The sequence below is a fragment of the Paracandidimonas soli genome, from assembly GCF_004342005.1.
Classification (GTDB): Bacteria; Pseudomonadota; Gammaproteobacteria; order Burkholderiales; family Burkholderiaceae_B; genus Paracandidimonas; species Paracandidimonas soli.
On the sequence record NZ_SMBX01000002.1, the window covers coordinates 1 to 25,280 of the forward strand.

The following is a 25,280-nucleotide window of genomic DNA, read 5'->3' on the forward strand; positions in this document are numbered from 1 at the left end:
CAACACCCCCCGGATCATGGACGACTGGGGGCAGGAATCATGCCGGACCTGGCTGGCCAGAGTCCCGACTATCTCGGGACAGGAAGATAGTAACGGGGCTCAGTGCACCGACATGCTGGGTGGAGCTGGCTGGCCCGTCTGGCCGGCGAACAGTCCGGCGCAGTCCACCGCGTCGAAACGATAGGGTTTGCCGCAGAAATTGCAGGCAACCTCGATGCTGTCGCGTTCGTTCAGGATGTCCTGGATCTCTTCGCTACCGAGCATGCGCAGCATCTCGGCCACGCGCTCGCGCGAACAGGGACAATGCCACCGGACGGGAAGAGGGTCGAACATCAGCAGCTGCTCTTCCCAGAACAGGCGGTGCGCCAGCGTGTCGGGATCGAGCGTGAGCAGTTCTTCCTGCTTGACCGTGGAGGCCAGGTGGCAGGCGCGTTCCCAGGAGGGCTCCACGGATTCGGACCAGTGCTCGTTGCCGCCGTGATCCGGCAGGCGCTGCAGCAGCAGGCCGCCGATTTGCCGGCTGTCGGCTGCCAGCCATAGCCGGGTGTCCAACTGCTGCGACTGGCGCATATAGTGTTCGAGCACCTTGGCGACACTGTCGCCTTCCATGGGAACGACTCCCTGGTATGGCGTCAGGTGGCTGCCGCTGCGGCGGGGATCGATGACGACGATGAACTGGCCCTGTCCGTCGGGATTGATCAGCGATTGCAGATCGCCGTCATCGGGGATGACGGCATCTTCGCGCAATGTGGCGCTGGCCCGGACATTCAGGCTGGAAGTGCATTCGACCACGATGAGCGCGACCGGGCCGTTGCCCTGCAGCTGCAGGACGATGGAACCGTCGAACTTGAGGTTGGCGGACAGCAAGGTGGCGGCGACTGTCAGCTCTCCGAGCAAAGTCTGTACGCAGGCTGGATACTGCTGGTGAGCGAGCCCGGCTTGCCAGGCATCTACGAGGCGCACGGCCTGCACGCGGGTGCCGTGGTCGGGGAACAGGTATTTTTTCAGGGATTCGGACATCCGTGGATTTTAGCCGAATTGGGCGAATCCGAGCGGCATGCAGACCGCGAGGTGGAGCGCAAGCGGGCGTCAGCCTGCGCAGCGTGGGGGCATTTTTTACCGCCGGGCCGCCCCAAGGTAAAAAGCGCCCCCTTGGGGGGCAGCAAGCGGGCGTCAGCCTGCGCAGCGTGGGGGCATCTTATGCGGGCTGGGCCTTGCGCGGCTTCAGCCAGACATAGCCGTCGGCGTCCATGAACCCCCATAGCCCGGTCAGGCACCAGTCGCCGATGTAGCGGCTGCGGGTCAGGTCGTCTTTTTGCCAGTAGCCCAGGAACAGCGCAGGGTCGGGATGACCGTGGATGTCGTTGCGGTGCACCGCGATTTCGCCCGCCATGCCCGTAGGGCGCGCCGTACCGCGCGTATCGATGACGGCGACGCGATGGCCGGGGTAAGGCAGCCCCAGGCTGCCGGGACGGCCGGGCCATTTCAGGTGGCTGTCGCCGATGGGGGCGTTGGTTTCCAGGTGGCTCCATGCCAGGTTGGGTTTCAGGCCGATCTGTTGCTGCAGGCGGTCGGCGACGGCGTCGGGCAGCGGCGGACCGCTGACGGCGATGGCGCGAAGAGCAAGCTGCTCGGCATGCCGCTCCAGCAGGTCGGGCTCCTGGGCGATGCGGGCGGCCAGGGCGGTCGACAGGTAGGCATTGGTGACCTGATAGCGGGACATGATGGTCAGCGCCTGGTGCGGAGAGAATCCGTTGGGCGCCGCCACGACGGGACGGCCGAAGTAAAGGGCCGGCAACAGGGCATGCAGCAGGCTGCCCCAGGCGTTCCAGTCGGGCGACCAGAGTATGTCGTTTTTCTGGGGAAACCAGTTCTGCGAAGCGACGAAGCCGGGCAGGGCGCCGATCAGCGCGGCATGGGACAGCAGGACGCCGTCGGCGGTGTGTTCGGTATCGGTGGGGTACAGCAGCAGGGCGGGTGCGCGTGAGAGCGTCGGCAAGGTCCGGAAGACGGCGGGCTGGCGCGCCAGCAGGGTGCGCCAGGGGATGATGGCGTCGCTTTCGAAGTTGAAGCCGATGACCTGCTTCAGCTGCGGGCACTGTGCCTGCAGCACCCTGTTGCCGCAGATGTTGTCGACGATGGCGACGCGCGCCCCGGAATCCAGCAGGCTGTTGCGCAGCGCGATCGGGCTGGCATGGCTGGACAGGGGAACGGCGATGGCGCCCGCGCTGAGAACGGCCATGAGGGAGACCACGGCCTCGGGCCGCTGCGTCATGACGATGGCGACGCGGTCTCCGGGTACGACATCCATGCGCTCCAGCCCGTTGGCGAGCTGTTGCGCGGTGGCCGACAGGCGGGTGTAGGTCCAGACGTCGCGCCGTCCTGCTTCATCTTCGTAGTAGATGGCTGCATTCCGGCCCTCGTGCGTGTTGCCTGCCCAGCGGTGGGCACATGCATCCGCCATGTTGAACACGGAGGGAACGAGCCAGAGGTACGAGGGGTAAAGCTCCGGATATTGGTTATTCATTCGGCTGTTGACGTACGTGACGGCGGAATTGTGTTTAGCCCTAAGCATGAACGACAAGCGCCTTGTACGCAATCCCCCCGCTGGAAATACAGACCTTGGGGTTTATACCCCTTTTTTCCGCTGCGCGTCGACCAGCCGGGTTCCCAGGATGCGGTCGTGCAGGAAGTCGCCGTCGCGATTCAGCCACGTCGGGATGAACAGCGTGAAGGGCGTGAATACGATCAGGAGATCGGTCGAGGCATAGCCTGTGGCCTCCGAAGCCAGGCGCACGGCATAGGCCGCCAGCAGCGGAATGGGCCAGATCAGCAGGTAGCGCAGGACCAGGACGCCGGCGCCGGGCACCTTGCCGTTTTTGTCGACCAGCCGGATATTCCAGGTTTTCATGGGCAGGGTCTGCCCGCTGCGGCGCCAACTGAGGAAAAAATAGATGCCGATGGCAAGGAACAGGATGAGCTGGCGTTCGTGGCGGAAGATAAGACCGCTGCGGCTTTGCGTCAGCGTATCGAACAGATAGCCGGCGGTGAAGATGACGCCGAACAGCAGCACGGATTCGTACATCATGCTGGCGAAGCGGCGCAGGCGGCCCGCCGGCGCGGGCGAGGATACGGGGGATGCGGAGGCTTGTTGATTCATGCGTGATTCAGGAACGGTAGCCTTCGGCCACCATTTCGAACAGGAACAGGCGGCAGTCCAGCGCGCCATTGTGCAGGGGAATGCGCTGGCGGGGCTTGAGCCGCAGGTGCTTGGGCAGGTCCAGGTCGCTGGTGATGGCGGCCACCTGCCAGCCCGAGAAGCTGCGCTTCAGGTGCTCGGCCCATTGCCGCCAGAAGGTCGCGCCAGTGCTGTCCAGGCGCTCGCCATAGGGCGGATTGGTTACGATCCAGCCCTGCTTCGAGGGCGGCTCGATGGCAAGCGCGTCTCCGGCGCGGAAATCGATGGCATCGGGAGCCAGCCATGCGCGCTTGGCATTGGCCCGAGCGGCCTGGATGGCGTTTTCGTCGAGATCGCGTCCGAACAGTGGGGTGTCCAGTCGCGTGGCGATGCCGGCGCGGGCTTCGTCCTTGATGTCGTGCCACAGCCTGTCGTTATGGTTGCGCAGGCGCTCGAAGGCGAATGGCCGCCAGATGCCGGGGGGCGCGCCCAATGCGATGCCGGCAGCCTCGATCAGGATGGTGCCGCTGCCGCAGAACGGATCGAGCAGCGTCTGCCCGGGTTTCCAGCCGGACAGCGCCAGCAGCCCGCTGGCCAGATTCTCGCGCAGCGGCGCTTCGCCCTTGTCCAGGCGCCAGCCGCGCTTGAACAGGGACTCGCCGGAAGTGTCCAGGTACAGGGTGGCCGAGCGCTCGTCCAGGAACAGATGGACGCGCGCGTCGGGACGCACGGTGTCGATGCTGGGCCGGCTGCCTTCGCGCTCGCGCAGGCGGTCGCAGATGCCGTCCTTGGCGCGAAGATTGCAGTACTGCAGGCTTTGCATGGGGCTGCGGATGGCGGAGGTGTCGACGCGCAGCGTATGGTCGGGGCCGAACCATTGCTCCCAGGGCGTGGCGCGCGCCAGCTCGAGAATGTCGTCTTCCTTTGCGACAAGGCTCCTGGCAACCTGGACCAGGATGCGCGTGGCCAGGCGGGAATGCAGGTTCGCCTTCTGGATGCCTGCCCAGTCGGTGCGGAATCGGCAGCCGGCGCGCCCGGCCTTGACGTCGGCAAAGCCCAGACGCGTCAGTTCTTCCGCCAGTGGCTGCTCCAGGCCCTGCGGGCACGGGGCGAAGACGGGAAATTGCTCGCCCGGCCGCGTGTCGATGATCTGCCGTTCCCTGGGCATGGTGTCGGCCAGCAGGTGAGGCCTGCCCATGCCGCCTTCGATTTCGGGGCCGCGATGGCGCATGCGTTCGGTATAGGAGGGCATGGCTTCCGCCCGGGAGAGCCTTGCCGGCCGGTCGGATACAGCATGCGAAGCCGATCTGGACGCATGCTCTTTGAGTTCCGGGCGCCTGCGCCTGTCGCCGGAAGCTTGTTCGGAGCCTGTGGAGGGCTTCTGCCGGCTTTGCGGGCGTACGTCGGAACTGGCGCGGGATGGGCGCCTGGCTTCGACCTGTCTGTCTGCATCAACCTTGACGACCGGCCGGAATCCGGCCCGGGACGGGCCGCCCTTGTCCGGAGATTGAGGGCGGCGCTTGTCTTGCGGCGCGTCCGTGGCCTCGGGACGGCGCTCGAAGCGAGCCTGGGCGACCGCCTTCGCGCGCGCGCCTGTGCGCTGGCGCGGCGCTTCGCGCTCGGCCTGGCTGCCGGAGGCCGGCGGAGATTTCTTCAGGGAGAGGGTCTTGCGTGGCGTATCGTCGGCCATGGAGTGACTTGCCTAGAATGGTCGGACGACGACCAGGATGAGAATGAAAATCAGCAGGATGACGGGCAGTTCGTTGTACCAGCGGTAGTACGTGTGGCTGCGCCGGTTGTTGCGGCTGCGGAAGCGGTCGAGCACGCGCTTGCAGTGCAGATGATAGCCCGCCAGTACGAAGACCAGGGCCAGCTTGGCGTGCATCCAGCCCTGGGCGCGGCCCAGGCCGTAGCCCAGGTACAGCCACAGGCCGAAGGCGACCCCGAGGATGGCCAGGGGCGTCATGAAGCGGTACAGCCGCTCGGCCATGCCGAGCAGACAGGCGTAGACCTCGTCGTTGTCGGCCTGGGCCAGGTTGACGTAGATGCGCGGCAGGTAGAACAGCCCGGCGAACCAGGAAATGATGAACAGCAGGTGCAGCGTCTTGACCCAGAGCATGATGGAGCGCCTTGCCTCAGTTCTGGCCGCGCAACTGGCCGTCGCCCGACAGTACCCACTTCATGGTGGTCAGTCCTTCCAGGCCTACCGGGCCGCGCGCATGCAGGCGGTTGGTGGAAATGCCGATCTCTGCGCCCAGGCCGTATTCGAAGCCGTCGGCAAAACAGGTGGGCAGGTTCACGTAGACGGAGCTGGAGTCGACCTCGCGCTGGAAGCGATTGGCGGCCGCCAGATTCTCCGTGACGATGGATTCGGTATGCTGCGAGCTGTAGCGGGCGATGTGCTCCATGGCCTGATCGAGGTCGTCGACGACGCGGATGGCGAGGATGGGGCCCAGGTATTCGGTTTCCCAGTCGGCCTCGGTGGCGGGAGCCGCGTGCGGCACGATGGCGCGCGTGCGCTCGCAGCCGCGCAGCTCGACGCCTTTTTCCGTCAGGGACTGCGCGATGCGCGGCAGGGCCCGGTCTGCGATGTCCTGGTGGACCAGCAGCGTTTCCAGGGCGCCGCAGATGCCGTAGCGGTACGTCTTGGCGTTCAGCGTGATGTCGTGGGCCTTGTCCAGGTCGGCATCGGCATCGATGAAGAGGTGGCAATTGCCGTCCAGGTGCTTGATGACGGGCACCTTGGCGTCGGCCGCGATGCGGGAGATCAGGCTCTTGCCGCCGCGGGGAATGATGACGTCGACGTCGTCGCTCAGCGTGATGAGCTCGCCGACGGCCGCGCGGTCCGTCGTGCCGACCACCTGGATGGCGTCGACGGGAAGCCCCGCTTGCGCCAGGCATTGCTGGATGATGGCGCCGAGGGCGCGGTTGGAATGAAAGGCCTCGCTGCCGCCGCGCAGGATGGCGGCGTTGGAGGTCTTCAGGCACAGGGCGGCGGCGTCGATAGTGACGTTGGGGCGGGACTCGTAGATTATGCCGATGACCCCGATGGGCACGCGCATCTGCGCGACGCGCATGCCGTTGGGACGAATGGCCGAAGCCGTCGTGCTGCCGATGGGATCCGGCATGTCGGCGATCTGCAGCAGGCCGGCGGCCATGGTGTCCAGCGCCTTGTCGGACAGGGCCAGGCGATCGACCAGCGCATCTTCCAGGCCGTTCTTGCGGGCGGCATCGAGGTCCTTGGCGTTTTCCGCCTGCAGCGCCTGGCGCTGTTCCTGGATGGCCTGAGCCATGAGGCGCAGCGCCCGGGCCTTGTCGCGGCCGGAGGCGGAGAGCATCTGGCGCGACGCGGCGCGCGCGCTTTTTGCCATGAGGGCGATGTCGGAGAGCTGCTTGTCGGTGTGGCTCATGATGCTTGCGGGAAAAATCTGGACAATTCTCTGATTATCCCAGTATTCGAGGTTGCTGTGTGGATGCGTGCGCAAACGCGGTCCGCCTGTGTTGCGAATGCCTGCCGGGGCCTGGGGCCTGTCGGCGCAGGCCTCAGCGTTTTCCCGCGACTGCGATGCGCAGCACGAGGCGCGAAAGTTCTTCCCAGGGATCGTTCAGCCGGCCTTCCGCCCGCAGGCCCTTGATGAGCCTGTCGACATCGTGGGCGTGCTGCACGGCGGCGGGCCAGGCCCTGGCGGGAATCCGGCGCAGCGCCTGCCTTGCCAGTTGCTCGCGATTGCCGAAGATGCGGTTCCTGCGGATTTCCGCGGACAGGTCTCCGCCCTTGGCCTGGGCTTCGGCAAGGCGGGCCAGGACGCGGATCTCGTCGCCCACGGCCCACAGGACCAGCGGCAGGGCCTCGCCTTCGGCGCGCAGGCCGGCCAGCATGGTCAGGGCCTTGTCGCCGTGGCCGGCCAGCATGGCGTCGCGCAGGCCGAACACATCGTAGCGGGCCACGTTCAGCACGGCTTTTTCCAGGTCCTCCTGGGAAATGGCGCCTTCCGGATACAGCAGGCCGAGTTTCATGATTTCCTGGTGGGCCGCCAGCAGATTGCCTTCCACCTTGTCGGCCATCCACTCCAGGCTGTCGCGCTGCAGGGATTGGCCCTGGCGCGCCAGGCGGGCCGCAATCCAGCCGGGAAGCTGGTTGCGGCCGATGGAGGCGATTTCGATGCCGGTGGCTGCATCGAACAGCGCTTGCGCCCACTTGGCGCTGCGAGTGGCCTTGTCCAGGCGGGGCAGGCTGATGAGCAGCAGCGTATCGGCCAGGGCGCCGCTGGCGGCCATGGCGGCAAGCTTGCCCAGGGTGTCGGCGCCGGTCTTGCCCGGCTTGCCAGAAGGAAGTTGCAGCTCGACCAGGCGGCGGTCGCCGAACAGCGATACGTTTTGCGTGGCGGCGATGGCGGCGCCCCAGTCGCTGCGCGCATCCATGACGAGACTGGTGCGCTCGGTGAAGCCCAGCCGGGAGGCCGCTGCGCGCACGGCATCGGCGACTTCCGTGATCAGCAGCGGCTCGTCGCCCGACACCAGATACAGAGGATCCAGCGCCGGCCGTTCTTCGGACAGCAGCTTCAGGAAGCGGTCGGCGTCCAGCGATCGTCCCATGGCCGGCCTCAGGGTCTCGTGACGCCGGCAGATCCTGCGATGGCCGGCGCGGTACGGGCCGCCGTCACGGTTCGATCTCCTGCAGGTCCAGCTCTTGCGAGGAGGAGGGCGTCGGCGGCATTTCCGGAGGATTTTCGTCGATGGGCTGCGCGTCGCGATCGAGGTATGCCTCGGTGACTTCGGGCGATGTCAGGCGGCGCACGATGCGGTCGATCAGGCCCCGGCGCATATTGCGGTATACCGTGGCGATTTCCCCCTGCTTGGCCTGGACCGAGTTGGGGTCGTAGGGCATGTCGCGTGTCGAGCGCAGCGTGGTCGGCGGCAGCAGCAGCCGGTTTTTGTCGTCGGTCAGCTGGAACACGAATTCCAGGTTCAGTTCGTATTCTTCGACCTGCCCTTGCGCATCGATGGACAGCTCGCGCTGGAACTGTCGGTTCGCCAGCTGCACCAGCTTGGCCTGCGCATCCTGCGGGTCGCTGACGAAGCGCGTGTCGGGCGAGGCCGCCAGTATGGCGCGGCGCAATTGCGCGCCAAACTCGGAGGAGTCCGGGATATTGGTGTAGAGCGTTTCGAACGGCAGGGGGGATGTGCCTTTCAGTTGAAAGCCGCAGCCGGCCACTGCAAGGGCGAGGCCCAGGCACAGCAGGCTTCGCAGCCAGCGCCGGAAACTGTCCGGGATGAAGGAACTGGAGGCCGGGCTGACGCGAATTGTGCTGTGCATGCGTGGTTTATCCTACGACGTTGACCAGTTTGCCGGGGACGACGATGACGCGCTTGGCGGGCCTGCCTTCGAGGAAGCGGGCGACGGCCTCGTGGGCGAGCGCGGCCTGTTCGATCAGGGCCTTTTCCATGCCGTTGGCGATGCGCAGGTTGCCGCGCAGCTTGCCGTTGACCTGCAGGACCAGATCGATCTCATCGGCGACCAGCGCGGCTTCGTCGACCTCGGGCCAGGGGGCGTCGAGCAGATCGCCGAACTGGGCTTCGAAGCCCAGTTCCTTCCACAGGCTCCAGGTGACGTGCGGCACGGCCGGATACAGGACCCGCAACAGGATGCCGGTGGTATCCGCCAGCGCCCGCCTGGCCACGGGCGTATCCGGCAGCTCGGCGGCCTCCAGGGTGTTGAGCATCTTCATGCAGGCCGATACCACGGTGTTGTATTGCATGCGCTGGTAATCGTAGTCGGCCTGGCGCAGCAGCGTATGGATTTCGCGGCGCAGCGTTTTGCTGGCTTCGTCGATATCGTCCCAGTTGCCGTTGTAGTCGGCAGCGCCTGCGCGCAGGGCTTCCAGGTTGCCGTGGCAGAAGGCCCAGACGCGGCGCAGGAAGCGGTTGGAGCCTTCCACGCCGCTTTCCGACCATTCCAGCGTCTGTTCGGGCGGGCTGGCGAACATGACGAACAGGCGAGCCGTATCGGCGCCCATGGTGTCCATCAGGGACTGCGGATCGACGCCGTTGTTCTTGGACTTGGACATGGTGCCGATGCCGCCGTAGTCCACGGGCGATCCGTCGGCCAGCAGCTTCGCCCCGATGACCGCGCCCTTGGCATCGGTGACGTTCTCGACTTCCTGGGGCGAGAAGTATTCGATGCCGCCCTGCGGCGTGCGGCGCGAATAGATGTGGTTGAGCACCATGCCCTGGCACAGCAGGCGCGTGAAGGGCTCGTCGAATTTGAGCAGGCCCAGGTCGCGCATGACCTTGGTCCAGAAGCGGGCGTACAGCAAGTGCATGACCGCATGCTCGATGCCGCCGATGTACTGGTCCATGGGCATCCAGTAATCGTTGCGCTCGTCGACCATGGCCTGGCTGTTGCCAGGCGACGTGTAGCGCATGAAGTACCAGGAGGAATCGACGAAGGTGTCCATGGTGTCGGTCTCGCGCCGGGCGTCGGCGCCGCAGGACGGGCACTTGCACTTCAGGAAGGCTTCGCTCTTGTTCAGGGGGTTGCCGCTGCCATCGGGTACGAGATCTTCCGGCAATACGACCGGCAGGTCCTTCTCGGGGACGGGAACAGGACCGCAACTGGGACAGTGGATGATGGGGATGGGAGTGCCCCAGTAGCGCTGGCGGGAAATGCCCCAGTCGCGCAGCCGCCACGTGGTCTGTTTCTGGCCCAGGCCCTTGACTTCGAGGTCGGAGGCGACGGCATCCACGGCGGCGGCATGCGCCAGGCCGTCGTATTTGCCCGAGTTGATGGTGGCGCCCTGTTGCTTGTCGCCGTACCAGTCCTGCCACTGCTCGGTGGAGTAGGCCTTGCCTTCGACGCCGATGACCTGCCTGATGGGAATGCCGTATTTCAGTGCGAAGGCGAAATCGCGCTCATCGTGCGCGGGCACGCCCATGACGGCGCCGTCGCCATAGCTCATGAGCACGTAGTTGCCGACCCAGACGTCGACGGCATCGCCGGTCAGAGGATGGATGACCTGCAGGCCGGTGGGCAGGCCTTCTTTTTCCTTGGTGGCGAGTTCGGCTTCGGTAACGCCGCCTTTCTTGCATTCTTCGATGAATGCGGCCAGCTCGGGGTTGTTGCGCGCGGCATGCGTGGCCAGCGGATGTTCGGGAGCAACCGCGCAGAAGGTGACTCCCATGATGGTGTCGGCGCGTGTCGTGAATACGTACATGCGGCCGTCCTGGATCAACTGGCCGTCTTCGCCGCGGATGTCGTGGGTGAAGGCGAAGCGCACGCCTTCACTCCTGCCTATCCAGTTCTCCTGCATCAGGCGCACGCGCTCGGGCCAGCCCGGCAGCTTGTTCTGCACAGTGTCCAGCAGTTCTTCGGCGTAGTCGGTGATGCGCAGGTAATAGCCGGGGATCTCGCGCTTTTCGACGAGCGCGCCGGAGCGCCAGCCGCGGCCGTCGACGACCTGCTCGTTGGCCAGCACGGTCTGGTCGACCGGATCCCAGTTGACGACCTGGGTCTTGCGGTAGGCGATGCCTTTTTCGAGCATCTTCAGGAACAGCCACTGGTTCCAGCGGTAGTATTCGGGATCGCAGGCGCACATTTCGCGGGACCAGTCGATGGCCAGGCCCATGGATTGCATCTGCTTCTTCATGTACGCGATATTGTCGTACGTCCACTTCGCAGGAGGCACGCCGGACTTGATGGCCGCATTTTCCGCAGGCATGCCGAAAGCATCCCAGCCCATGGGCATGAGGACGTTGTAGCCGCGCATGCGCAGCTGGCGCGCCATCATGTCGTTGATGGTGTAGTTGCGCACGTGTCCCATGTGCAGCTTGCCGCTGGGGTAGGGCAGCATGGAGCAGGCGTAGAACTTGGGCTTGGGCGAGCCGTCGGGGGCGGCGGCTTTCTCGTCGACGAGATAGGCATTGCGCGATTGCCAGTTCTGGCGGGCTTCGGCTTCGACCTGGTAGGGGATGTAGCGTTCCTGCATGGATGAGGTTCTTTTTGAGAAAACGGTATGTGAACCCGACATTATAGGGCGGACGCTGAGGTTCTGGTGTCTCTGTGCCAGTCGGCTGGTTTGCCCGCCGTAACTAACCCGCCGGGAGGGAGGCGATGTGCTCCCGGGCTAGCGTGTCCGGGTCCCTGCGCTGCGCTCCGGGACTTCCCTGTGTTTTCACGGCTGGACGGGCGGCGTGCGAACTCGCAAGATCGATGGTCCCCCGGACCATCGAAAACGCCTTGCTCGGACAGCGCACGCCTTGTATCCCGTCCAGCCGTGAAAACACAGGCCGGCCCCGAAACCGCCCGGGAGCACATCGCCTCCCTCCCGGCTAGGCGTTGGCGAGAATTGCGGCGATAAAACAAAAACCCCTGCGCAAAGGCAGGGGTTTCTGGGGTGCGATACAGGATGACCAGCTTATTTCAGCTTGGTTTCCTTGTAGTCGACGTGCTTGCGGGCGACCGGATCGAACTTCTTGATCAGCATCTTTTCCGGTGTGTTGCGCTTGTTCTTCGTCGTGGTGTAGAAGTGACCCGTGCCGGCTGTGGATTCCAGCTTGATCTTTTCACGAATGCCTTTTGCCATGATGAGCTCCTAGATGCCTGGCGGATTAAGCCAGTTCGCCGCGGGCGCGCATTTCGGCCAGAACGGCGTCGATGCCCTTCTTGTCGATGGTGCGGATGGCGTTGGTCGAAACACGCAGGCGGACCCAGCGGTTCTCGCTTTCAACCCAGAACCGGCGAGATTGCAGGTTGGGCAAAAAACGACGCTTGGTCTTGTTGTTTGCGTGCGAAACGTTGTTGCCCACGATCGGGCCCTTGCCGGTAACTTGGCATACGCGTGCCATGATCATACCCCTTGAATTCTTTCTGTCTGTACACCAAAGACAATGATTCTATAACGAAATCCCTTTTGTGTGCAAGCTCTTGCCGTTGTTTGCCACCAAACTGTGGCTGGGATCGGAATTATCGCGCTCGTGGCCAAAATCAATAACTGAATGAGGTCAAGGACCAACACGCGCGGTGACATCACCTATGCCAGCGCCGCCTTTCTGGCGGTCGGCCGTTCCATGATCAGGCGCCCGGGGCCGCAGCATTCATCGCCATCCTGCCGAACAGCCACGACAGGGTGGCGCACAGCGCCAGTATGCCGGTCAGCGGCAGCGCGGTATCGGAGTGCCAGGCGCTGATGCTCATCCCGGCCAGCGAGCCCGCCAGCATCTGCATCGACCCCATCAGCGCCGAGGCGACGCCGAGCCGGTGCCCCTGCCTGTCCAGGGCCATGGCGGCCGCGTTCGGGTTCACGAAGCCCTGGCAGGCCATATAGCAGACCAGGCACGCCATCAGCAGCGGCAGCGTGATCATGCCCGTCAGGGTCAGCGCCAGGCCCGTCAGCACGGCGATCATCATGCCGGCCTGCGCGCGCCGCAGCAGGCGCTGCGGCGTATGGCGGCTCAGCAGCCGCGCGCTGACCTGGGAGGCCAGGATCAGGGCTATCGCGTTGATGCCGAAAAGCAGGCCGAAGCGGCTGGGATCGACGCCGTAGATCTCGATGAACGTGCGGGGAGATCCGGCAATGTAGCTGAACATTCCGGCGGAACCGAATCCTCCCGCCAGCGAATAGCCGATGAACACCTTGTCGCGCAGCAGGTCCGCATAGGACAGGGCGATGCGTTTCCATGCAAGCGGAGTGCGCCTGTCTTCCGGCAGTGTTTCGCGCATCGTCATCAGCGCGCCGGCCAGCAGCAGCGCACTGCCCAGCGCCATGATCAGGAAAATGCCGCGCCAGTTCCAGAACAGCAGCACCTGGCCGCCCAGCAGAGGCGCGAGTATGGGAGTAACCCCCATGATGAGCATGATAAGGGACAGCGCCTTGGCGGCATCGCGCGTTTCCAGATTGTCGCGGATCACAGCGCGCGGGATTACCATGCCGGCTGCGCTGCCGAATGCCTGGACCACGCGCCAGAACGTGAGTTCGCCGGCGCTGTCGGCCAGGCTGCTCATCAAGGATGCGAAGATGAAGATCGACAGTCCGGCCGCCAGGGGGATCTTGCGCCCGTATCTGTCGGTGATGGGGCCGTAGGCGAGCTGCGCCAGCGCGAGACCCAGCAGATAGCTGGCCAGCGTGCGTTCGATGTGGCTGGTGGGTGCGCCGAAGTCCCTCGCGATGGACGTGAAGCTGGGGAGATACATGTCGACGGCGAGCGGGCCGAGCGCGGTGACCAGCCCCATCAGGAACAGCCAGGAAGGGATGCGGTTTGTGAGATGCGAAGCTGGCATGGGAATGCGGGAAAAACAATCGGCATCGCCAAGGCATTGCGCTGTGGCCGGTGCGGAAGTTGTCGGGTGATGGCGTCCGTGGCGGCATTGCCCGGATGCGGGAGACGAAGCATGGCATCTTATCATGGGACAACGGTTACGACTGGTTGCGTCTTAAAGAGACCGCAGGCCGTTTTCCCTGAGGGGAACTTATGGCAACATTCGACGGCGATAGTGGTCTTTTGCGTGGTCACAAGAAGGGAGGGATGTCTTGAACTCGGTAAATTCTGCTGTTGAAGAGAAACTCGCGGCTTTGCCGCTGCCGGTCCAACTGGTCATGCCGGACGGCGCCAGGCTTGGCGACAGCCAGCCGCAGGTACGGCTGTGGATCAAGGACCGATCCACGCTTGCGCATCTGGCGGCAGGCCAGGCGGGAGTGCTGGGGCAGGCCTATGTCGAAGGAAAGTTCGACGTGGACGGATCCATGCGGGACCTGATGAAAGTGGCGGCCGCCATCCTGCCGGGCTCTCCGGTCGAGGCCGCTCATGGCGGCTGGTTCACCGATCTGGTGCGGCGCGTGATGTCCGTCTGGCGCCATTCCATCGAACGCGATGCGCGGCAGATCGAATTCCACTACGACCTGTCCGATGATTTCTACGCGCTCTGGCTGGATCCCCGGCGCGTCTATTCATGCGCCTATTTCCGCGAGCCGGACATGACGCTGGCGCAGGCGCAGGAGGCCAAGCTGGACCATATCTGCCGCAAGTTGCGGCTGACGGAGGGCGAGCGCTTCCTGGATATCGGCGCGGGCTGGGGCGGCCTGCTGCTGTGGGCGGCGGAAAACTATGGCGTGGATGCCACGGGGATCACGCTGTCGCGCAACCAGCATGCGTACGTCAATCGCCTGATCGAAGAGCGCGGCTTGTCGGGCAGGGTGCGCATGCATCTGCTGGACTACCGCAAGCTGGAGGCCGGCCAGCCTTACGACAAAATTGCATCGGTCGGCATGTTCGAGCATGTGGGCCGGGCGCAACTGCAGGGTTATTTCTCGCGGTTGTGCGATCTGCTGCGCCCGGGCGGGCTGATCATGAACCATGGCATCACGGCCGGCGGCGTGGCGCACGGGCAGTTGGGAGCCGGCATGGGCGAGTTCATCGAGCGCTATATCTTCCCCGGCGGAGAGCTGACGCATATCGGCCACGTCCTGACCAGCCTGACCGATGGCGGCCTGGAGGATGTGGACATCGAGAATCTGCGTCCGCACTATGCGCGCACCCTGTGGGCATGGAGCGACGCGCTGGAGGCCAGGCTGCCGCAGGCGCGGGAAATCCTTGGGGGAGAGCAGGGCGAGCGTTCGTTGCGCGCCTATCGCATGTACCTGGCTGGTTGCGCCATGGGTTTCGAGCATGGCTGGATCGCCCTGCACCAGATACTGGCGCAACCGCGCGTCAGCGCGCGCTCGGATGAGCTGGATCTCCCTCAGGACCTGGCGTATCCGTGGCGGCGCGACTACATCTACCGCTCCTGATGGGCCGGCGGGGGAATCAGCGGCCGGCAGGCAGCGTCAGCAATTGGTAGGTTTCGTACAGCGGCAGCCCGACCACGCCGCTGTGGCTGCCCGACAGATGCGCGACGAACAGGGCGGCCTTGCCCTGTATGCCGTAGGCGCCGGCCTTGCCCAGGGGCTCCCGGCTGGCGCAATACCAGGCGATTTCCTCTTCCGACAGCGTCTTGAAGCTGACCTCGGTGCGGGAGAGGGCTTCGCGCATGCCCTGGGCGTCGGCCAGAACCAGGGCCGAATACACATGGTGGGCGCGGCCCGACAGGCGGCGCAGCATGGCGGCGGCATCGGCCAGGTCGGCCGGTTTGCCCAGCACGTCCCCGTCCAGCGCCACGGTCGTGTCCGCGCACAGGATGGGAAGATCCTTCAGGCCTTGCGAACGCACCCAGGCGACGGCACGCTCCGCCTTTTCGCGGGCCGTGCGCCTGACATAGTCGACCGGGGTTTCCCCGGCAAGGCGCGGTTCGTCCTCGCCCGGGGGCGACGGTATGCGCAGCACTTCGTGGGGGATGCCCATCTGCGTCAGCAGTTCATGTCGGCGGGGGCTGGCGGATGCCAGGTAGATGGGAGAGAACAGTGCCTGCTCGTTCATGGCTTCGGTTGTTTCAGGCCCGATGATAGGGATGCCCGGCGTTGATGGACCAGGCGCGGTAAAGCTGTTCCGCCAGCAGCACGCGCACCATGGGATGCGGCAATGTCAGGGACGACAGGCGGATGCGTTCGTGGGCCTGCGCCTTCAGTTCGCTGTCCAGGCCGTCCGGTCCGCCGATGAGGAAGGCCACGTCGCGTCCATCGTTGCGCCAGGCTTCCAGCTTTTGCGCCAGCGCTTCGGTGGTGAGATCGCGACCGTGCTCATCCAGGGCGACCAGCGTGACGCCCTGAGGCAGCGCGCCGCGCAGCCGCACGCCTTCGGCCTGCATCATCTGGCGCGGCGTCTTGCCGCTGGTGCGCGGTTCGGGCTTGATCTCGCGCAGCTCGACGGCATGGTCGGCCGGCATGCGCCTGGCGTAGTCGCGCCAGGCGGTTTCCACCCAGTCGGGCATGCGGTTGCCGACGGCCAGCACGAGCAGCTTCATTCGTCGCCGAAATCGCCGTCGTTGAAGTCTTCGGAATACGAAGGCAGCGAGGGCTGGGTCGATTGCGGCAGCAGCTTGACGCGCACGGGCTTGCCGCCCCAGATTTCTTCCAGGTTGTAGTACTGGCGTATGGCGGGCTGCATGCAGTGCACCACGATGTCGCCCAGGTCGACCAGGACCCATTCGCCGCTGTCCTCGCCTTCGTAGGCGATGATGGACAGCCCGTGCTCGCGGGCCTTGTTGGCCACGCTGGATGCAAGGGACCGTGTCTGGCGGTTGGATGCGCCGCTGGCGATGATGACGCGGTCGAACAGACCCGTCATGTGGGAGGTATTGAATACCTTGATGTCCTGGGCCTTGACGTCTTCGAGCGCGTCGATGACCAAGCGTTGCTGTTGTGTCAGATTCATAGGTGGGAATATACCGCGATTGTCACGCGGGGTAGGAAAGATAGAGTTGGTGTTGTCCGATATATCGGGCGACGGCGGGAGGCAGGCAATCGTCAGTCGGCTCTCCGGCGGCGATGCGCCTGCGTACGTCCGTGGCCGAGATGTTCTGCGGCGTGAAATCGATGTGCAGCAGTCCGGCGCCCAGGCTGTCGAGCGCATCGGCAAGCTCCGCCGGCGGCTGTAGCGCGCTGCCGGGCCGTTGCGCCACGGCCAGCGTCACATGGCCGAGGATATCGCGCCAACGGTGCCAGGAACAGAAATTCTGCAGTTGGTCTGTTCCCAGGATCCAGATGTACTGCGCGGTATCGGGCAGTTGCGATACTGTGTCTATGGTGTAGGTTTTGCCGCCGCGTTCGAGCTCCACCGGATTGACCAGCAGGCGGGGGTGGTCCGCCGTGGCCAGTTCCAGCATGGTCTGGCGTTGCCGCGCGCTGGCTCCTAGCGGCCGGCGCTGCCAGGGATCGGCGGCAGGAAGCAGTTCCACGTGGTCGAGCGCCAGCTGCTCGAGCGCGGCCCGGGCCAGATCGACGTGGGCCGAGTGCACGGGGTCGAAGCTGCCGCCGAGCAGGCCTATCCGGGGCTTGCCGACGCCGACGGGCTCGCCGGATGCGGCTCGGCCTGCACTCATATCCAGTCCTGCGGCTTAAGATAGCCGGTCAGTTCCGCTTCCGGCGAGCCCGATTCGGGCGTCCAGCAATAGCGCCAGCTTGCCTGCGGAGGCATGGAAAGCAGAATGGATTCCGTGCGGCCGCCGGACTGCAGGCCGAAGTGCGTGCCCCGGTCGAAGACCAGGTTGAACTCCACGTAGCGGCCGCGTCGATAGGCCTGGAAGCTGCGCTCGCGCTCGCCGTAGGCGGTGTTCTTGCGTTTTTCCACGATGGGTGGATAGGCGGACAGGAAACTGTCGCCCACCGAGCGCACCATTGCAAAGCACGAATCGAAATCGGGCGTGTTCAGGTCGTCGAAGAAGAGCCCGCCCACGCCGCGCGTTTCCTGGCGGTGCTTCAGATAGAAATACTCGTCGCACCACTTCTTGTAGGCCGGATACTTGTCTTCGCCGAAAGGGGCGACCGCATCGCGGCAGACCGTATGGAAATGGCGCACGTCCTCCATGAACGGATAGCAGGGTGTAAGGTCCAGGCCGCCGCCGAACCAGAAGACGTCCTGCTCATTTGAGTCTTTCGGGGCGTGCGCCACGAACAGGCGCACATTCATGTGCGAGACGGGCACGTAAGGGTTGCGCGGATGCAGCACCATGGACACGCCCATGGCTTCCCACGAGCGGCCCGCCAGTTCCTTGCGATGCGAGCTGGCCGATGGCGGCAGGGTCTTGCCCTTGACGTGGCTGAACAGTACGCCGGCGCGCTCGAATGTCCGGCCGCCTTCGAGGTAGCGCGACAGCCCGCCGCCGCCTTCCTCGCGCGTCCAGGCGTCCGACAGGAAAGCGTCGCCGCCCGCCTGCTCCAGCCCCTGGACGATGCGGGACTGCAGGTCGAGGAAATAGTCGTAGGCCGAAGGAATGGGAATGCTCATGGGAAGGACGCTTGGCTCACAGGGTTGGCGGACAGCGCGCCCGCCGTGAGGCGGGCGCATGGCTCAGGATGGATTGCGCGGCCGGTCGGGCAGGGCGCGCCAGCCGATGTCGCGGCGATAGTGCTGGCCGTCGAACTGGACTTCGCGCAAGGCCGCATAGGCATTCGCCTGGGCGCGGCGCACCGAATCGGCGAGCACCGTGACGCACAGCACGCGGCCGCCGGCGGTCTTCAGCACGCCGTCCTCCAGCTTCGTGCCGGCATGGAAGACGCGGCATTCATCGGTGTCCTTGGGCAGCGAAGCGATGACGTCGCCCGTGCGAGGCGCCTGCGGGTAGTTGGCGGCGGAAACGACGACGCCAAGCGCGGTGCGGCGGTCCCATTCGATGGCGGCTTCGTCCAGCTTGCCGGCGATGGCCTTGGCGAAGACTTCCGTCAGATCGTTCTTGATGCGCATCATGATGGGCTGGGTTTCGGGATCTCCCAGGCGGCAGTTGAACTCCAGCACTTTCAGCGCGCGCGTGGCGTCGGGGCCGTCGCCTATCATCAGGCCCGCATACAGGAAGCCGGTGAAGGGAATGCCGTCCGCCGCCATGCCCTGCACGGTGGGGTAGATGACTTCGCGCATGATGCGGTTGTGCAGTTCCGGCGTGATGATGGGGGCTGGGGAGTAGGCGCCCATGCCTCCGGTGTTCGGGCCCTGGTCGCCGTCGTTCAGGCGCTTGTGGTCCTGGCTGGTGGCCAGCGCAAGTACGTTCTGGCCATCGCACATGATGATGAAGCTGGCTTCCTCGCCTTGCAGGAACTCCTCGATGACGACGCGCGCGCCGGCCTCGCCCAGGCTGCCGTCGCCCAGCATGTGGTCGACGGCTTCCAGCGCCTGTTCCAGCGTTTCGGCGACGACGACGCCCTTGCCGGCAGCCAGGCCGTCCGCCTTGATGACGATGGGGGCGCCCAGCTTGTGGATATAGGCCTTGGCCTGCTCGGGGTCGGTGAAGGTCTGGTAGGCGGCCGTGGGAATGCCGTGGCGCGTCATGAACGCCTTGGCGAAGTCCTTGGAGCTTTCCAGCTGTGCGGCCGCCCTGGTCGGGCCGAAGATCTTCAGGCCCGCAGCGCGGAATTTGTCGACGATGCCGGAGGCCAGGGGGGCTTCCGGCCCGACGACGGTATAGGCGATGCCCTGGGTGCGGGCGAACTCGACCAGTTCGTCCAGGTCCGTGATGGGCAGGTTGCGCAGCAGGTCGGTGCCGGCCGTGCCGCCGTTGCCGGGGGCGACGTATACCGTCTGGACGCGAGGCGATTGGGCGAGGCGCCAGGCCAGGGCGTGTTCGCGGCCACCGCCGCCGATTACGAGTAGTTTCATGGTTTAGTATTGACAGACCCTAGGTTCGGGAAACTGCATGCGATGCTGGCCAGGCCTGCGGGCAGACCTGCGCGTGTGATTAATCGGAAGCGGCGGATTCGTCGAGGACCGCTGTGGTATAGACTTCCTGGACGTCGTCCAGGCCGTCCAGCATATCGAGCATTTTCTGCATGCGGATGGCGTCGTCGCCGGTCAGTTCGGTTTCGGTCAGCGGCTTCATGACGACGTCCTGGACTTCGGGGACCAGCGCGGCCGCTTCGAAGGCCGCCTTGACGGCGGTGTAGTCGGAAGGGGGGCATGTGACCTCGATCAGGCCGTCTTCGTCGGTCTGTACGTCTTCGGCGCCGGCTTCGAGCGCGATTTCCATGATCTGCTCTTCGGATGCGCCGGGCGCGAACAGAAACTGGCCGCAGTGCTTGAACTGGAAGGCGACACAGCCGTCCTGGCCCAGATTGCCGCCGTGCTTGGTCAGCGCATGGCGCACCTCGGACACGGTGCGCTGGCGATTGTCGGTCATGCAGTCGATCAGGACAGCCGCGCCGCCGATGCCGTAGCCTTCGTAGCGGATTTCTTCGTAGCTGTTGCCGTCGTCTCCGCCCGCGCCGCGCGAAATGGCGCGCATGATGTTGTCCTTGGGCATGTTGGCCGCGGTGGCCTTGTCCCAGGCCATGCGCAGGCGCGGGTTGGTGTCGGGGTCTGCGCCGCCGGCGCGGGCGGCCACGGTGATTTCACGGATGATCTTGGTCCAGAGCTTGCCGCGTTTCGCATCCTGGCGGCCTTTGCGGTGCTGGATGTTCGCCCACTTACTGTGTCCGGCCATTAAAATTCCTCAATCTGCTGAATAGATGGGTAAAACAGGGATTTTACCCGATGAGGCAGGCTTCCCGTAGGAAGGGCGGAGCACAGCGACGCCCATCCTGCATAACGGTCTCTTACCGCTGGCGGTCTGCCGCTATTCGGCGTTATGCTCCGGCAACGGAAGTCCGGCCTGCGCTGGCCGGCATGCGTATTCAACCCATCTCAAGGTGCTTCATGTCCGACCCCGTCGTCATCGCAAAGAACTCCCATGCGACCGTGGAAATGCTGCCGAAGCTGGCCAACCGTCATGGCTGCATCACCGGCGCCACCGGCACGGGGAAAACGGTTTCGCTGCAGTTGCTGGCGCAGGCCTTCTCGCGCATGGGCACGCCCGTGTTCATGTCGGACATCAAGGGAGACCTGACAGGCATTTCGCAGGCGGCATCCATGAATCCCAAGCTGCAGGAGCGGCTGGACAAGCTGGGCCTGCCCGAGCCGCAATGGGGCGCCTGCCCCACCGCGCTGTGGGACGTTTTCGGAGAGCAAGGGCATCCCGTGCGGGCCACCGTATCGGACATGGGGCCGCTGCTGCTCGCCCGCATGCTGGAGCTGAACGACACGCAGGAGGGCGTGCTGAACATCGTGTTCCGCGTGGCCGACGAGGAAGGCCTGCTGCTGCTCGATCTGAAGGATCTGCGCGCCATGCTGCAGGAGGTCGGCCAGCGCTCGGGGGAACTGCGTACGCGCTACGGCAACGTATCGGCCGCGTCGATAGGTGCGATCCAGCGCAGCCTGCTGCAGCTTGAATCCCAGGGGGCGGACCGGTTCTTCGGCGAGCCCATGCTGGACATTTTCGACCTGATCCGCACAGACGCCGGCGGGCAGGGCGTGGTCAACATCCTGGCGGCGGACCGGCTGATGCAGTCGCCGCGCCTGTATGGCGTATTCCTGCTGTGGCTGTTGGCGGAACTGTACGAAAACCTGCCGGAAATCGGCGATCCCGAGAAGCCCAAGTTCGTTTTCTTTTTCGACGAAGCGCACCTGCTGTTCAGCGACGCGCCCAAGGCGCTGCTGGAGAAGATCGAGCAGATCGTCAGGCTGGTTCGCTCCAAGGGCGTGGGCGTGTACTTTGTCACGCAGAATCCGCTGGACATCCCGGAGACCGTGCTGGGCCAGTTGGGCAACCGCGTCCAGCATGCCCTGCGGGCGTTCACGCCGCGCGACCAGAAGGCGGTGCGCACAGCGGCGCAGACCATGCGGCCCAATCCGGAGCTGGACATCGAGGCGGCCATTACCGAGCTGGCCGTGGGCGAGGCGCTGGTGTCCATGCTGAACGAAAAGGGGCAGCCGTCCGTGACGGAACGGGTATGGATGCTGGCGCCGGGCAGCCGCATCGGACCGGCCAGCGATGTCGAGCGCATGGCCCTGCGCAATGGCTCCATGTTCGGGGGAAAGTACGACAAGGCGGTGGACCGCGAGTCGGCCTATGAAATCCTGCTGGCGCGCGCCGAGAAAGGCGCGGGAGAGAGGTCCCAGGGATCCGCCAAGGCGGCGCAGCAGGCGGGAGATAGCGGGCTGCTGGGCACCGTGAACGATTTCCTGTTCGGCTCGACCGGACCACGCGGCGGCAAGCGCGACGGGCTGGTCCAGTCCACCGTCAAGAGCATGGTCCGGCGCGAGGCGGGCAAGCTGCTGCGCGGCGTGCTGGGTTCGCTGGTAGGGCGCAAGCGCTAGGGCCTGTTAACACTAAAAGGAGCCTCACACTGGCTGGTTATCGGGCGGCAGGCTAGGCGCACAGGTCGCCGCGTGGTGGTTCCACGCAAGGCCTGGGCAACGACGCATGCTGCCCGATAACCAGCCAGCCCGCAGGGTGAGCAGGCTCCTTTTAGTGTTAACAGGCCCTAGGTCCGGCGGCGCACCTGTATCGGCGGGACTGGGCTTTCTTCCGCCCCGGGTTTCAGCGGGAGCCCGCGTCCTGGCCGGGAGCCCACCTCGGCAGAGGCGGATTGTCCAGTCCCTGCCTGCGCTGCAATGCCTCGAACATGCGGTCCTGGGAGCCTTTCAGGTGCTTGCGCACGGCGGCTTCCGCCAGCGCGCCGTCGCGGCTTTCGTAGGCGCGCACGATTTCCGCATGTTCTTCGATGGCGGCATCCGAGCCGATGCTGCCCGCATCGCGGAACAGCGACATGCGGGCCTGCGTCAGCACGGCATGCATGGAACGGTACGTCATGGACAGGACCTCGTTTCGCGCGCTGTCGACGATCAGCCCGTGAAAGAGGCTGTCCAGTTCCGTGTATTCCTTGTAGTCGCGAAACCTGGAACCGAGCTCGCGCATCGCACGCATGTCCTGCTCGGTTTCTTTCATGGCCTGGATCGTTTCCTCGGTCGCCGTGGCGGCGCCGATGCGGGCGCAATAGCCTTCGGTGACGGCCCGGTATTCCATCAGATCGCGCAGGAATTGCGGCGTGGGGCTGGATGCTACCGAGTAGCCGGTATTGGTGGCGTAGTTCACCAGGCGTTCGGCTTCCAGGTGCGACAGGGCCTCGCGCAGCGGCGAGGAGCTGACATTCAGTTCGCGGGCCAGCGCATCAATGTTCAGGCGGGCGCCGGGCGCCAGGCGCTGGTCGAGTATCTGCTCCTTCAGCACAGCATAGGTCTTGTCCGCCAGGGAGAGGCGCTTTGGCTTGTCCTGCGTTCCCGCTGCCGCCTGCTTTGTGCCGGAAACCATGTTTTCTCCTGTCTCACATGTTGCCGCGCCGATTCTATCATCAGGATCGTGTGCACATTCAACAAAATCATGCATGATTTTGTTGACGATCCTATATTATTGGATCAAAATCCTGTACATCAAGCGAGCGGACGGTAGCGCCGCGCACTGGATACTCACTCATCGCCAATCACCAGGAGGCCTGCTTCATGTCACGCATCACAAAAGTGGAAGTCACGACTTTCACGCTGCCTTGCCCGAATTTCGCCCGGGACTACAACTATCCGATCTCCGGTTCGCTGGTCTATCAGCCGGACGTGGTCACGGATCGCAAGGGCTTGCTGGTGCAGGTGCATACCGAGGACGGACTGACGGGCGAGTATGTTGATTTCACCATGGCGGGCGCGCCCGAGCAGGCGGTGGAAGCGGCGCGCAGCGCCATCGGCCATCAATGGCACGAGCGCGAGCTAATCTTCCGCAAGGCGCGCCGCGCTGCGCGTCCGGCGCACAACTATGGTCTATCGTTCCTCGACACCGCGCTGTGGGATCTGGCCGGCAAGGCCTACGGCGTCCCGCTCTACCAGATGCTGGGCGGGTTCCGCAAGAACATCCCGGCCTATTTCTCCTGCCACAACGGCGACAGGCTGGGCAACCTGTCTTCCAAGGAGGCCGTGGCCGACTTTGCGCGCAGCGTGCTGGATCTTGGCTTCGGCGGCTTCAAGATGCACAGCTGGCACGAGGGCAACAAGCGCGAAGAGGCCGAGAACGTCCATAACCTGCGCAAGGTGTTGGGCGACAAGGTGGAACTTATGCTGGATCCCGCCTGCGTATTCGATTCGCTGTCGGATGCGATCTACGTCGGCAAGGCGTGCGAGGATGCCGGCTTCAAATGGTACGAAGATCCGCTGCGCCCGCTGGGCATCGGCATCCACGCGCACAAGCAATTGCGCGAGGCGCTGAACATCCCCATCCTGCAGACCGAGCACGTGCCTGGCCCGGAGGCCAAGGCGGACTTCCTGCTCAATGGCGGCACCGACCTGCTGCGCGTCGATGTCCGGTACGACCTGGGCGTGACCGGATGCCTCAAGACCATCCGCTTCGCCGAGTCCATCGGCGTCAACGTCGAGCCGCACGGTCCCAGCCCCGTGCACAGGCACCTGATCGCCGCCATGCAGAACACCTCCTGGTACGAGGTCGCCAACGTATCGCCGGCCATGGAGGATCCGTCGCCGCTCGTCTATACCTGCGGCTACAACGACAATTATCACTCCATCGCCAAGGACGGCACGCTGCCCGTGCCTCAGCTTCCGGGCGTCGGCGTGGAATACGACCATGCCCTGATCGCATCGCGCAAGCTGGCGACGGTGGTTGTAGAGTAATTATTGCTTTCGCGGCCAGGCGCCGCACAGGCAAGGCCAGGCCGGATGCGGTCCGGGCCTTCTTGCCATTATGCCGGGGCGTGTTTTCTCAGCCCCGACCATATGATGGCGCCGACCATGATCGCGCCGCCCAGCAGCATGCGCACGGAGGGATACTGCGCGAACAGCAGGGCGGCGAACGCGATGGCGTACACGGGTTCCAGCGCAATGATGATGCCGGCGCTGCGCGCATTCAGCACGGACAGGCTGCCAACCATCAGATAATGAGACAGGCCGGTGCAGAATACGCCCAGCATGGCGATCCACATCCAGTCCATCGCGCCCAGCCCGGCCGGATCGTCCGTAACGAAGGGCAGGGTCAGCAGCAGCACCAGCAGGTTCTGCCAGCAGGCCGCCTGCTCCGCGGCGAGCCGCGAGGACGTAACGCGGTTGAGCAGGGTGAACAGCGCGAACGTCAGGCCCGACAGCACCGCCCAGCCCAGGCCGACGGTGGCTTCATCCTGGAAGTCGAACGACGGCGTGACCAGCAGCAGGCCCACAGTGACGAGCAGCAGGATCAGCCATTCCTCCGTGCCGACGGCGTCTTTCAGGACGAAGCGCTCGAACAGCGTGATGAACGCGGGAAAGCTGGCGAAGCCCAGCGTGGCGATGGCGACGCCGCCCACCTTCACGGCGATGAAGAATGTGACCCAGTGGACGGCCAGCATGAGCGCGGCCGAGGCCAGCAGCAGGAATGTCCTGCCGTCCACGCCGCGCATCAGGGGCTGGTTCTGCCAGCGCATGAAGGCATACAGCGCAAGGCAGGCGAAGCCGGCGCGGCCGGCCGTGATCATGGAGGCGCTGGCATGGATGAGCTCGCCGAAAATCCCCGTCAGCCCGAAGAGAATCGCCGACAGGTGAATGGAGAGCAAGGCTTGTTTTCGAGTCATGGAAAGCTGTGAAAATACGCCGCCGCGGCATATATAAAAATGCGATTCGGCGA

At 64.9% G+C, this 25,280-nt stretch carries 24 protein-coding genes; 3 read left to right on the forward strand and 21 right to left on the reverse strand.

All coding sequences use genetic code 11. From position 1 onward, the window contains the following. Positions 1-99: 99 nt before the first annotated feature. From hslO to EV686_RS03765, 12 genes are all read right to left on the reverse strand, one after another. Positions 100-1,020 (reverse strand): Hsp33 family molecular chaperone HslO, encoded by a 921-nt coding sequence (gene hslO / locus EV686_RS03710; RefSeq protein WP_132473703.1) that lies wholly within the window; start codon positions 1,018-1,020, stop codon positions 100-102. 178 nt (positions 1,021-1,198) lie between these two features. Next, positions 1,199-2,527 (reverse strand): AMP-binding protein, encoded by a 1,329-nt coding sequence (locus EV686_RS03715; protein ID WP_132473705.1) that lies wholly within the window; start codon positions 2,525-2,527, stop codon positions 1,199-1,201. 102 nt (positions 2,528-2,629) lie between these two features. Further along, a complete protein-coding gene (locus EV686_RS03720) occupies positions 2,630-3,160 on the reverse strand; it encodes an RDD family protein (protein WP_132473707.1) in 531 nt (176 codons plus the stop codon). A gap of 7 nt (positions 3,161-3,167) precedes the next feature. Beyond that, entirely contained in the window at positions 3,168-4,868 is a 1,701-nt protein-coding gene (locus EV686_RS03725) for a THUMP domain-containing protein (RefSeq protein WP_132473709.1), read from the reverse strand. A 12-nt stretch (positions 4,869-4,880) separates the two neighbouring features. Continuing rightward, positions 4,881-5,297 (reverse strand): CopD family protein, encoded by a 417-nt coding sequence (locus EV686_RS03730; protein WP_132473711.1) that lies wholly within the window; start codon positions 5,295-5,297, stop codon positions 4,881-4,883. Positions 5,298-5,313: 16 nt separating this feature from the next. Continuing rightward, on the reverse strand, positions 5,314-6,588 hold the full coding sequence (locus EV686_RS03735; protein WP_132473713.1) for a glutamate-5-semialdehyde dehydrogenase: 1,275 nt from the start codon (positions 6,586-6,588) through the stop codon (positions 5,314-5,316). A 133-nt stretch (positions 6,589-6,721) separates the two neighbouring features. Then, positions 6,722-7,774, reverse strand: coding sequence for a DNA polymerase III subunit delta (gene holA / locus EV686_RS03740; protein ID WP_132473715.1), 1,053 nt, complete (start codon positions 7,772-7,774; stop codon positions 6,722-6,724). Positions 7,775-7,838: 64 nt separating this feature from the next. After that, the gene (locus EV686_RS03745; RefSeq protein ID WP_132473717.1) at positions 7,839-8,495 is read right to left on the reverse strand and encodes an LPS-assembly lipoprotein LptE; all 657 of its coding nucleotides are present in this window, start codon (positions 8,493-8,495) and stop codon (positions 7,839-7,841) included. A 7-nt stretch (positions 8,496-8,502) separates the two neighbouring features. Then, positions 8,503-11,163, reverse strand: coding sequence for a leucine--tRNA ligase (leuS, locus tag EV686_RS03750; protein ID WP_132473719.1), 2,661 nt, complete (start codon positions 11,161-11,163; stop codon positions 8,503-8,505). Positions 11,164-11,592: 429 nt separating this feature from the next. Beyond that, positions 11,593-11,760: a 50S ribosomal protein L33 gene (gene rpmG / locus EV686_RS03755; RefSeq protein ID WP_014750397.1), complete on the reverse strand. Its 168-nt coding sequence runs from the start codon at positions 11,758-11,760 to the stop codon at positions 11,593-11,595. A 25-nt stretch (positions 11,761-11,785) separates the two neighbouring features. Beyond that, complete coding sequence (gene rpmB / locus EV686_RS03760; protein ID WP_132473721.1) at positions 11,786-12,022, reverse strand: 50S ribosomal protein L28; 237 nt, start codon at positions 12,020-12,022, stop codon at positions 11,786-11,788. A 226-nt stretch (positions 12,023-12,248) separates the two neighbouring features. After that, positions 12,249-13,454, reverse strand: a complete 1,206-nt coding sequence (locus EV686_RS03765) for a multidrug effflux MFS transporter (protein ID WP_243650736.1) — start codon at positions 13,452-13,454, stop codon at positions 12,249-12,251. A 316-nt stretch (positions 13,455-13,770) separates the two neighbouring features. On the opposite strand from EV686_RS03765, the gene EV686_RS03770 reads away from it, so the two are divergent. Further along, positions 13,771-14,961, forward strand: a complete 1,191-nt coding sequence (locus tag EV686_RS03770) for a class I SAM-dependent methyltransferase (protein WP_377748304.1) — start codon at positions 13,771-13,773, stop codon at positions 14,959-14,961. Between the two features lie 16 nt (positions 14,962-14,977). Here the strand turns inward: EV686_RS03770 and EV686_RS03775 are convergent, their stop codons facing one another. From EV686_RS03775 to EV686_RS03805, 7 genes are all read right to left on the reverse strand, one after another. Next, positions 14,978-15,586 carry a Maf family protein gene (locus EV686_RS03775; RefSeq protein WP_132473725.1) on the reverse strand — a complete coding sequence of 203 codons (609 nt, stop codon included), beginning with the start codon at positions 15,584-15,586 and terminating at the stop codon, positions 14,978-14,980. A gap of 13 nt (positions 15,587-15,599) precedes the next feature. Further along, a complete protein-coding gene (gene rlmH / locus EV686_RS03780) occupies positions 15,600-16,070 on the reverse strand; it encodes a 23S rRNA (pseudouridine(1915)-N(3))-methyltransferase RlmH (protein WP_132473727.1) in 471 nt (156 codons plus the stop codon). Further along, entirely contained in the window at positions 16,067-16,480 is a 414-nt protein-coding gene (gene rsfS / locus EV686_RS03785) for a ribosome silencing factor (protein WP_132473729.1), read from the reverse strand. Before rsfS ends, rlmH begins: the two co-directional genes overlap by 4 nt. A gap of 22 nt (positions 16,481-16,502) precedes the next feature. Next, on the reverse strand, positions 16,503-17,147 hold the full coding sequence (gene nadD, locus EV686_RS03790; RefSeq protein ID WP_132473731.1) for a nicotinate (nicotinamide) nucleotide adenylyltransferase: 645 nt from the start codon (positions 17,145-17,147) through the stop codon (positions 16,503-16,505). Then, positions 17,144-18,052 carry an oxygen-dependent coproporphyrinogen oxidase gene (hemF, locus tag EV686_RS03795; RefSeq protein WP_132473733.1) on the reverse strand — a complete coding sequence of 303 codons (909 nt, stop codon included), beginning with the start codon at positions 18,050-18,052 and terminating at the stop codon, positions 17,144-17,146. The genes nadD and hemF overlap by 4 nt, the downstream gene beginning before the upstream one ends. A gap of 63 nt (positions 18,053-18,115) precedes the next feature. Continuing rightward, on the reverse strand, positions 18,116-19,414 hold the full coding sequence (gene purD / locus EV686_RS03800; RefSeq protein WP_132473735.1) for a phosphoribosylamine--glycine ligase: 1,299 nt from the start codon (positions 19,412-19,414) through the stop codon (positions 18,116-18,118). Positions 19,415-19,493: 79 nt separating this feature from the next. Further along, positions 19,494-20,234 carry a YebC/PmpR family DNA-binding transcriptional regulator gene (locus EV686_RS03805; RefSeq protein ID WP_132473737.1) on the reverse strand — a complete coding sequence of 247 codons (741 nt, stop codon included), beginning with the start codon at positions 20,232-20,234 and terminating at the stop codon, positions 19,494-19,496. 212 nt (positions 20,235-20,446) lie between these two features. On the opposite strand from EV686_RS03805, the gene EV686_RS03810 reads away from it, so the two are divergent. Further along, the gene (locus EV686_RS03810; RefSeq protein ID WP_132473739.1) at positions 20,447-21,946 is read left to right on the forward strand and encodes a helicase HerA-like domain-containing protein; all 1,500 of its coding nucleotides are present in this window, start codon (positions 20,447-20,449) and stop codon (positions 21,944-21,946) included. A 223-nt stretch (positions 21,947-22,169) separates the two neighbouring features. Here the strand turns inward: EV686_RS03810 and EV686_RS03815 are convergent, their stop codons facing one another. After that, the gene (locus tag EV686_RS03815; RefSeq protein ID WP_165972490.1) at positions 22,170-22,940 is read right to left on the reverse strand and encodes a GntR family transcriptional regulator; all 771 of its coding nucleotides are present in this window, start codon (positions 22,938-22,940) and stop codon (positions 22,170-22,172) included. Between the two features lie 188 nt (positions 22,941-23,128). Between EV686_RS03815 and EV686_RS03820 the strand changes: the two genes are divergently transcribed. Next, positions 23,129-24,298, forward strand: coding sequence for an enolase C-terminal domain-like protein (locus tag EV686_RS03820; protein ID WP_132473743.1), 1,170 nt, complete (start codon positions 23,129-23,131; stop codon positions 24,296-24,298). Positions 24,299-24,366: 68 nt separating this feature from the next. Here EV686_RS03820 and EV686_RS03825 read toward each other — a convergent pair whose 3' ends face one another. Continuing rightward, a complete protein-coding gene (locus tag EV686_RS03825) occupies positions 24,367-25,227 on the reverse strand; it encodes a DMT family transporter (RefSeq protein ID WP_132473745.1) in 861 nt (286 codons plus the stop codon). Positions 25,228-25,280: the final 53 nt, after the last annotated feature.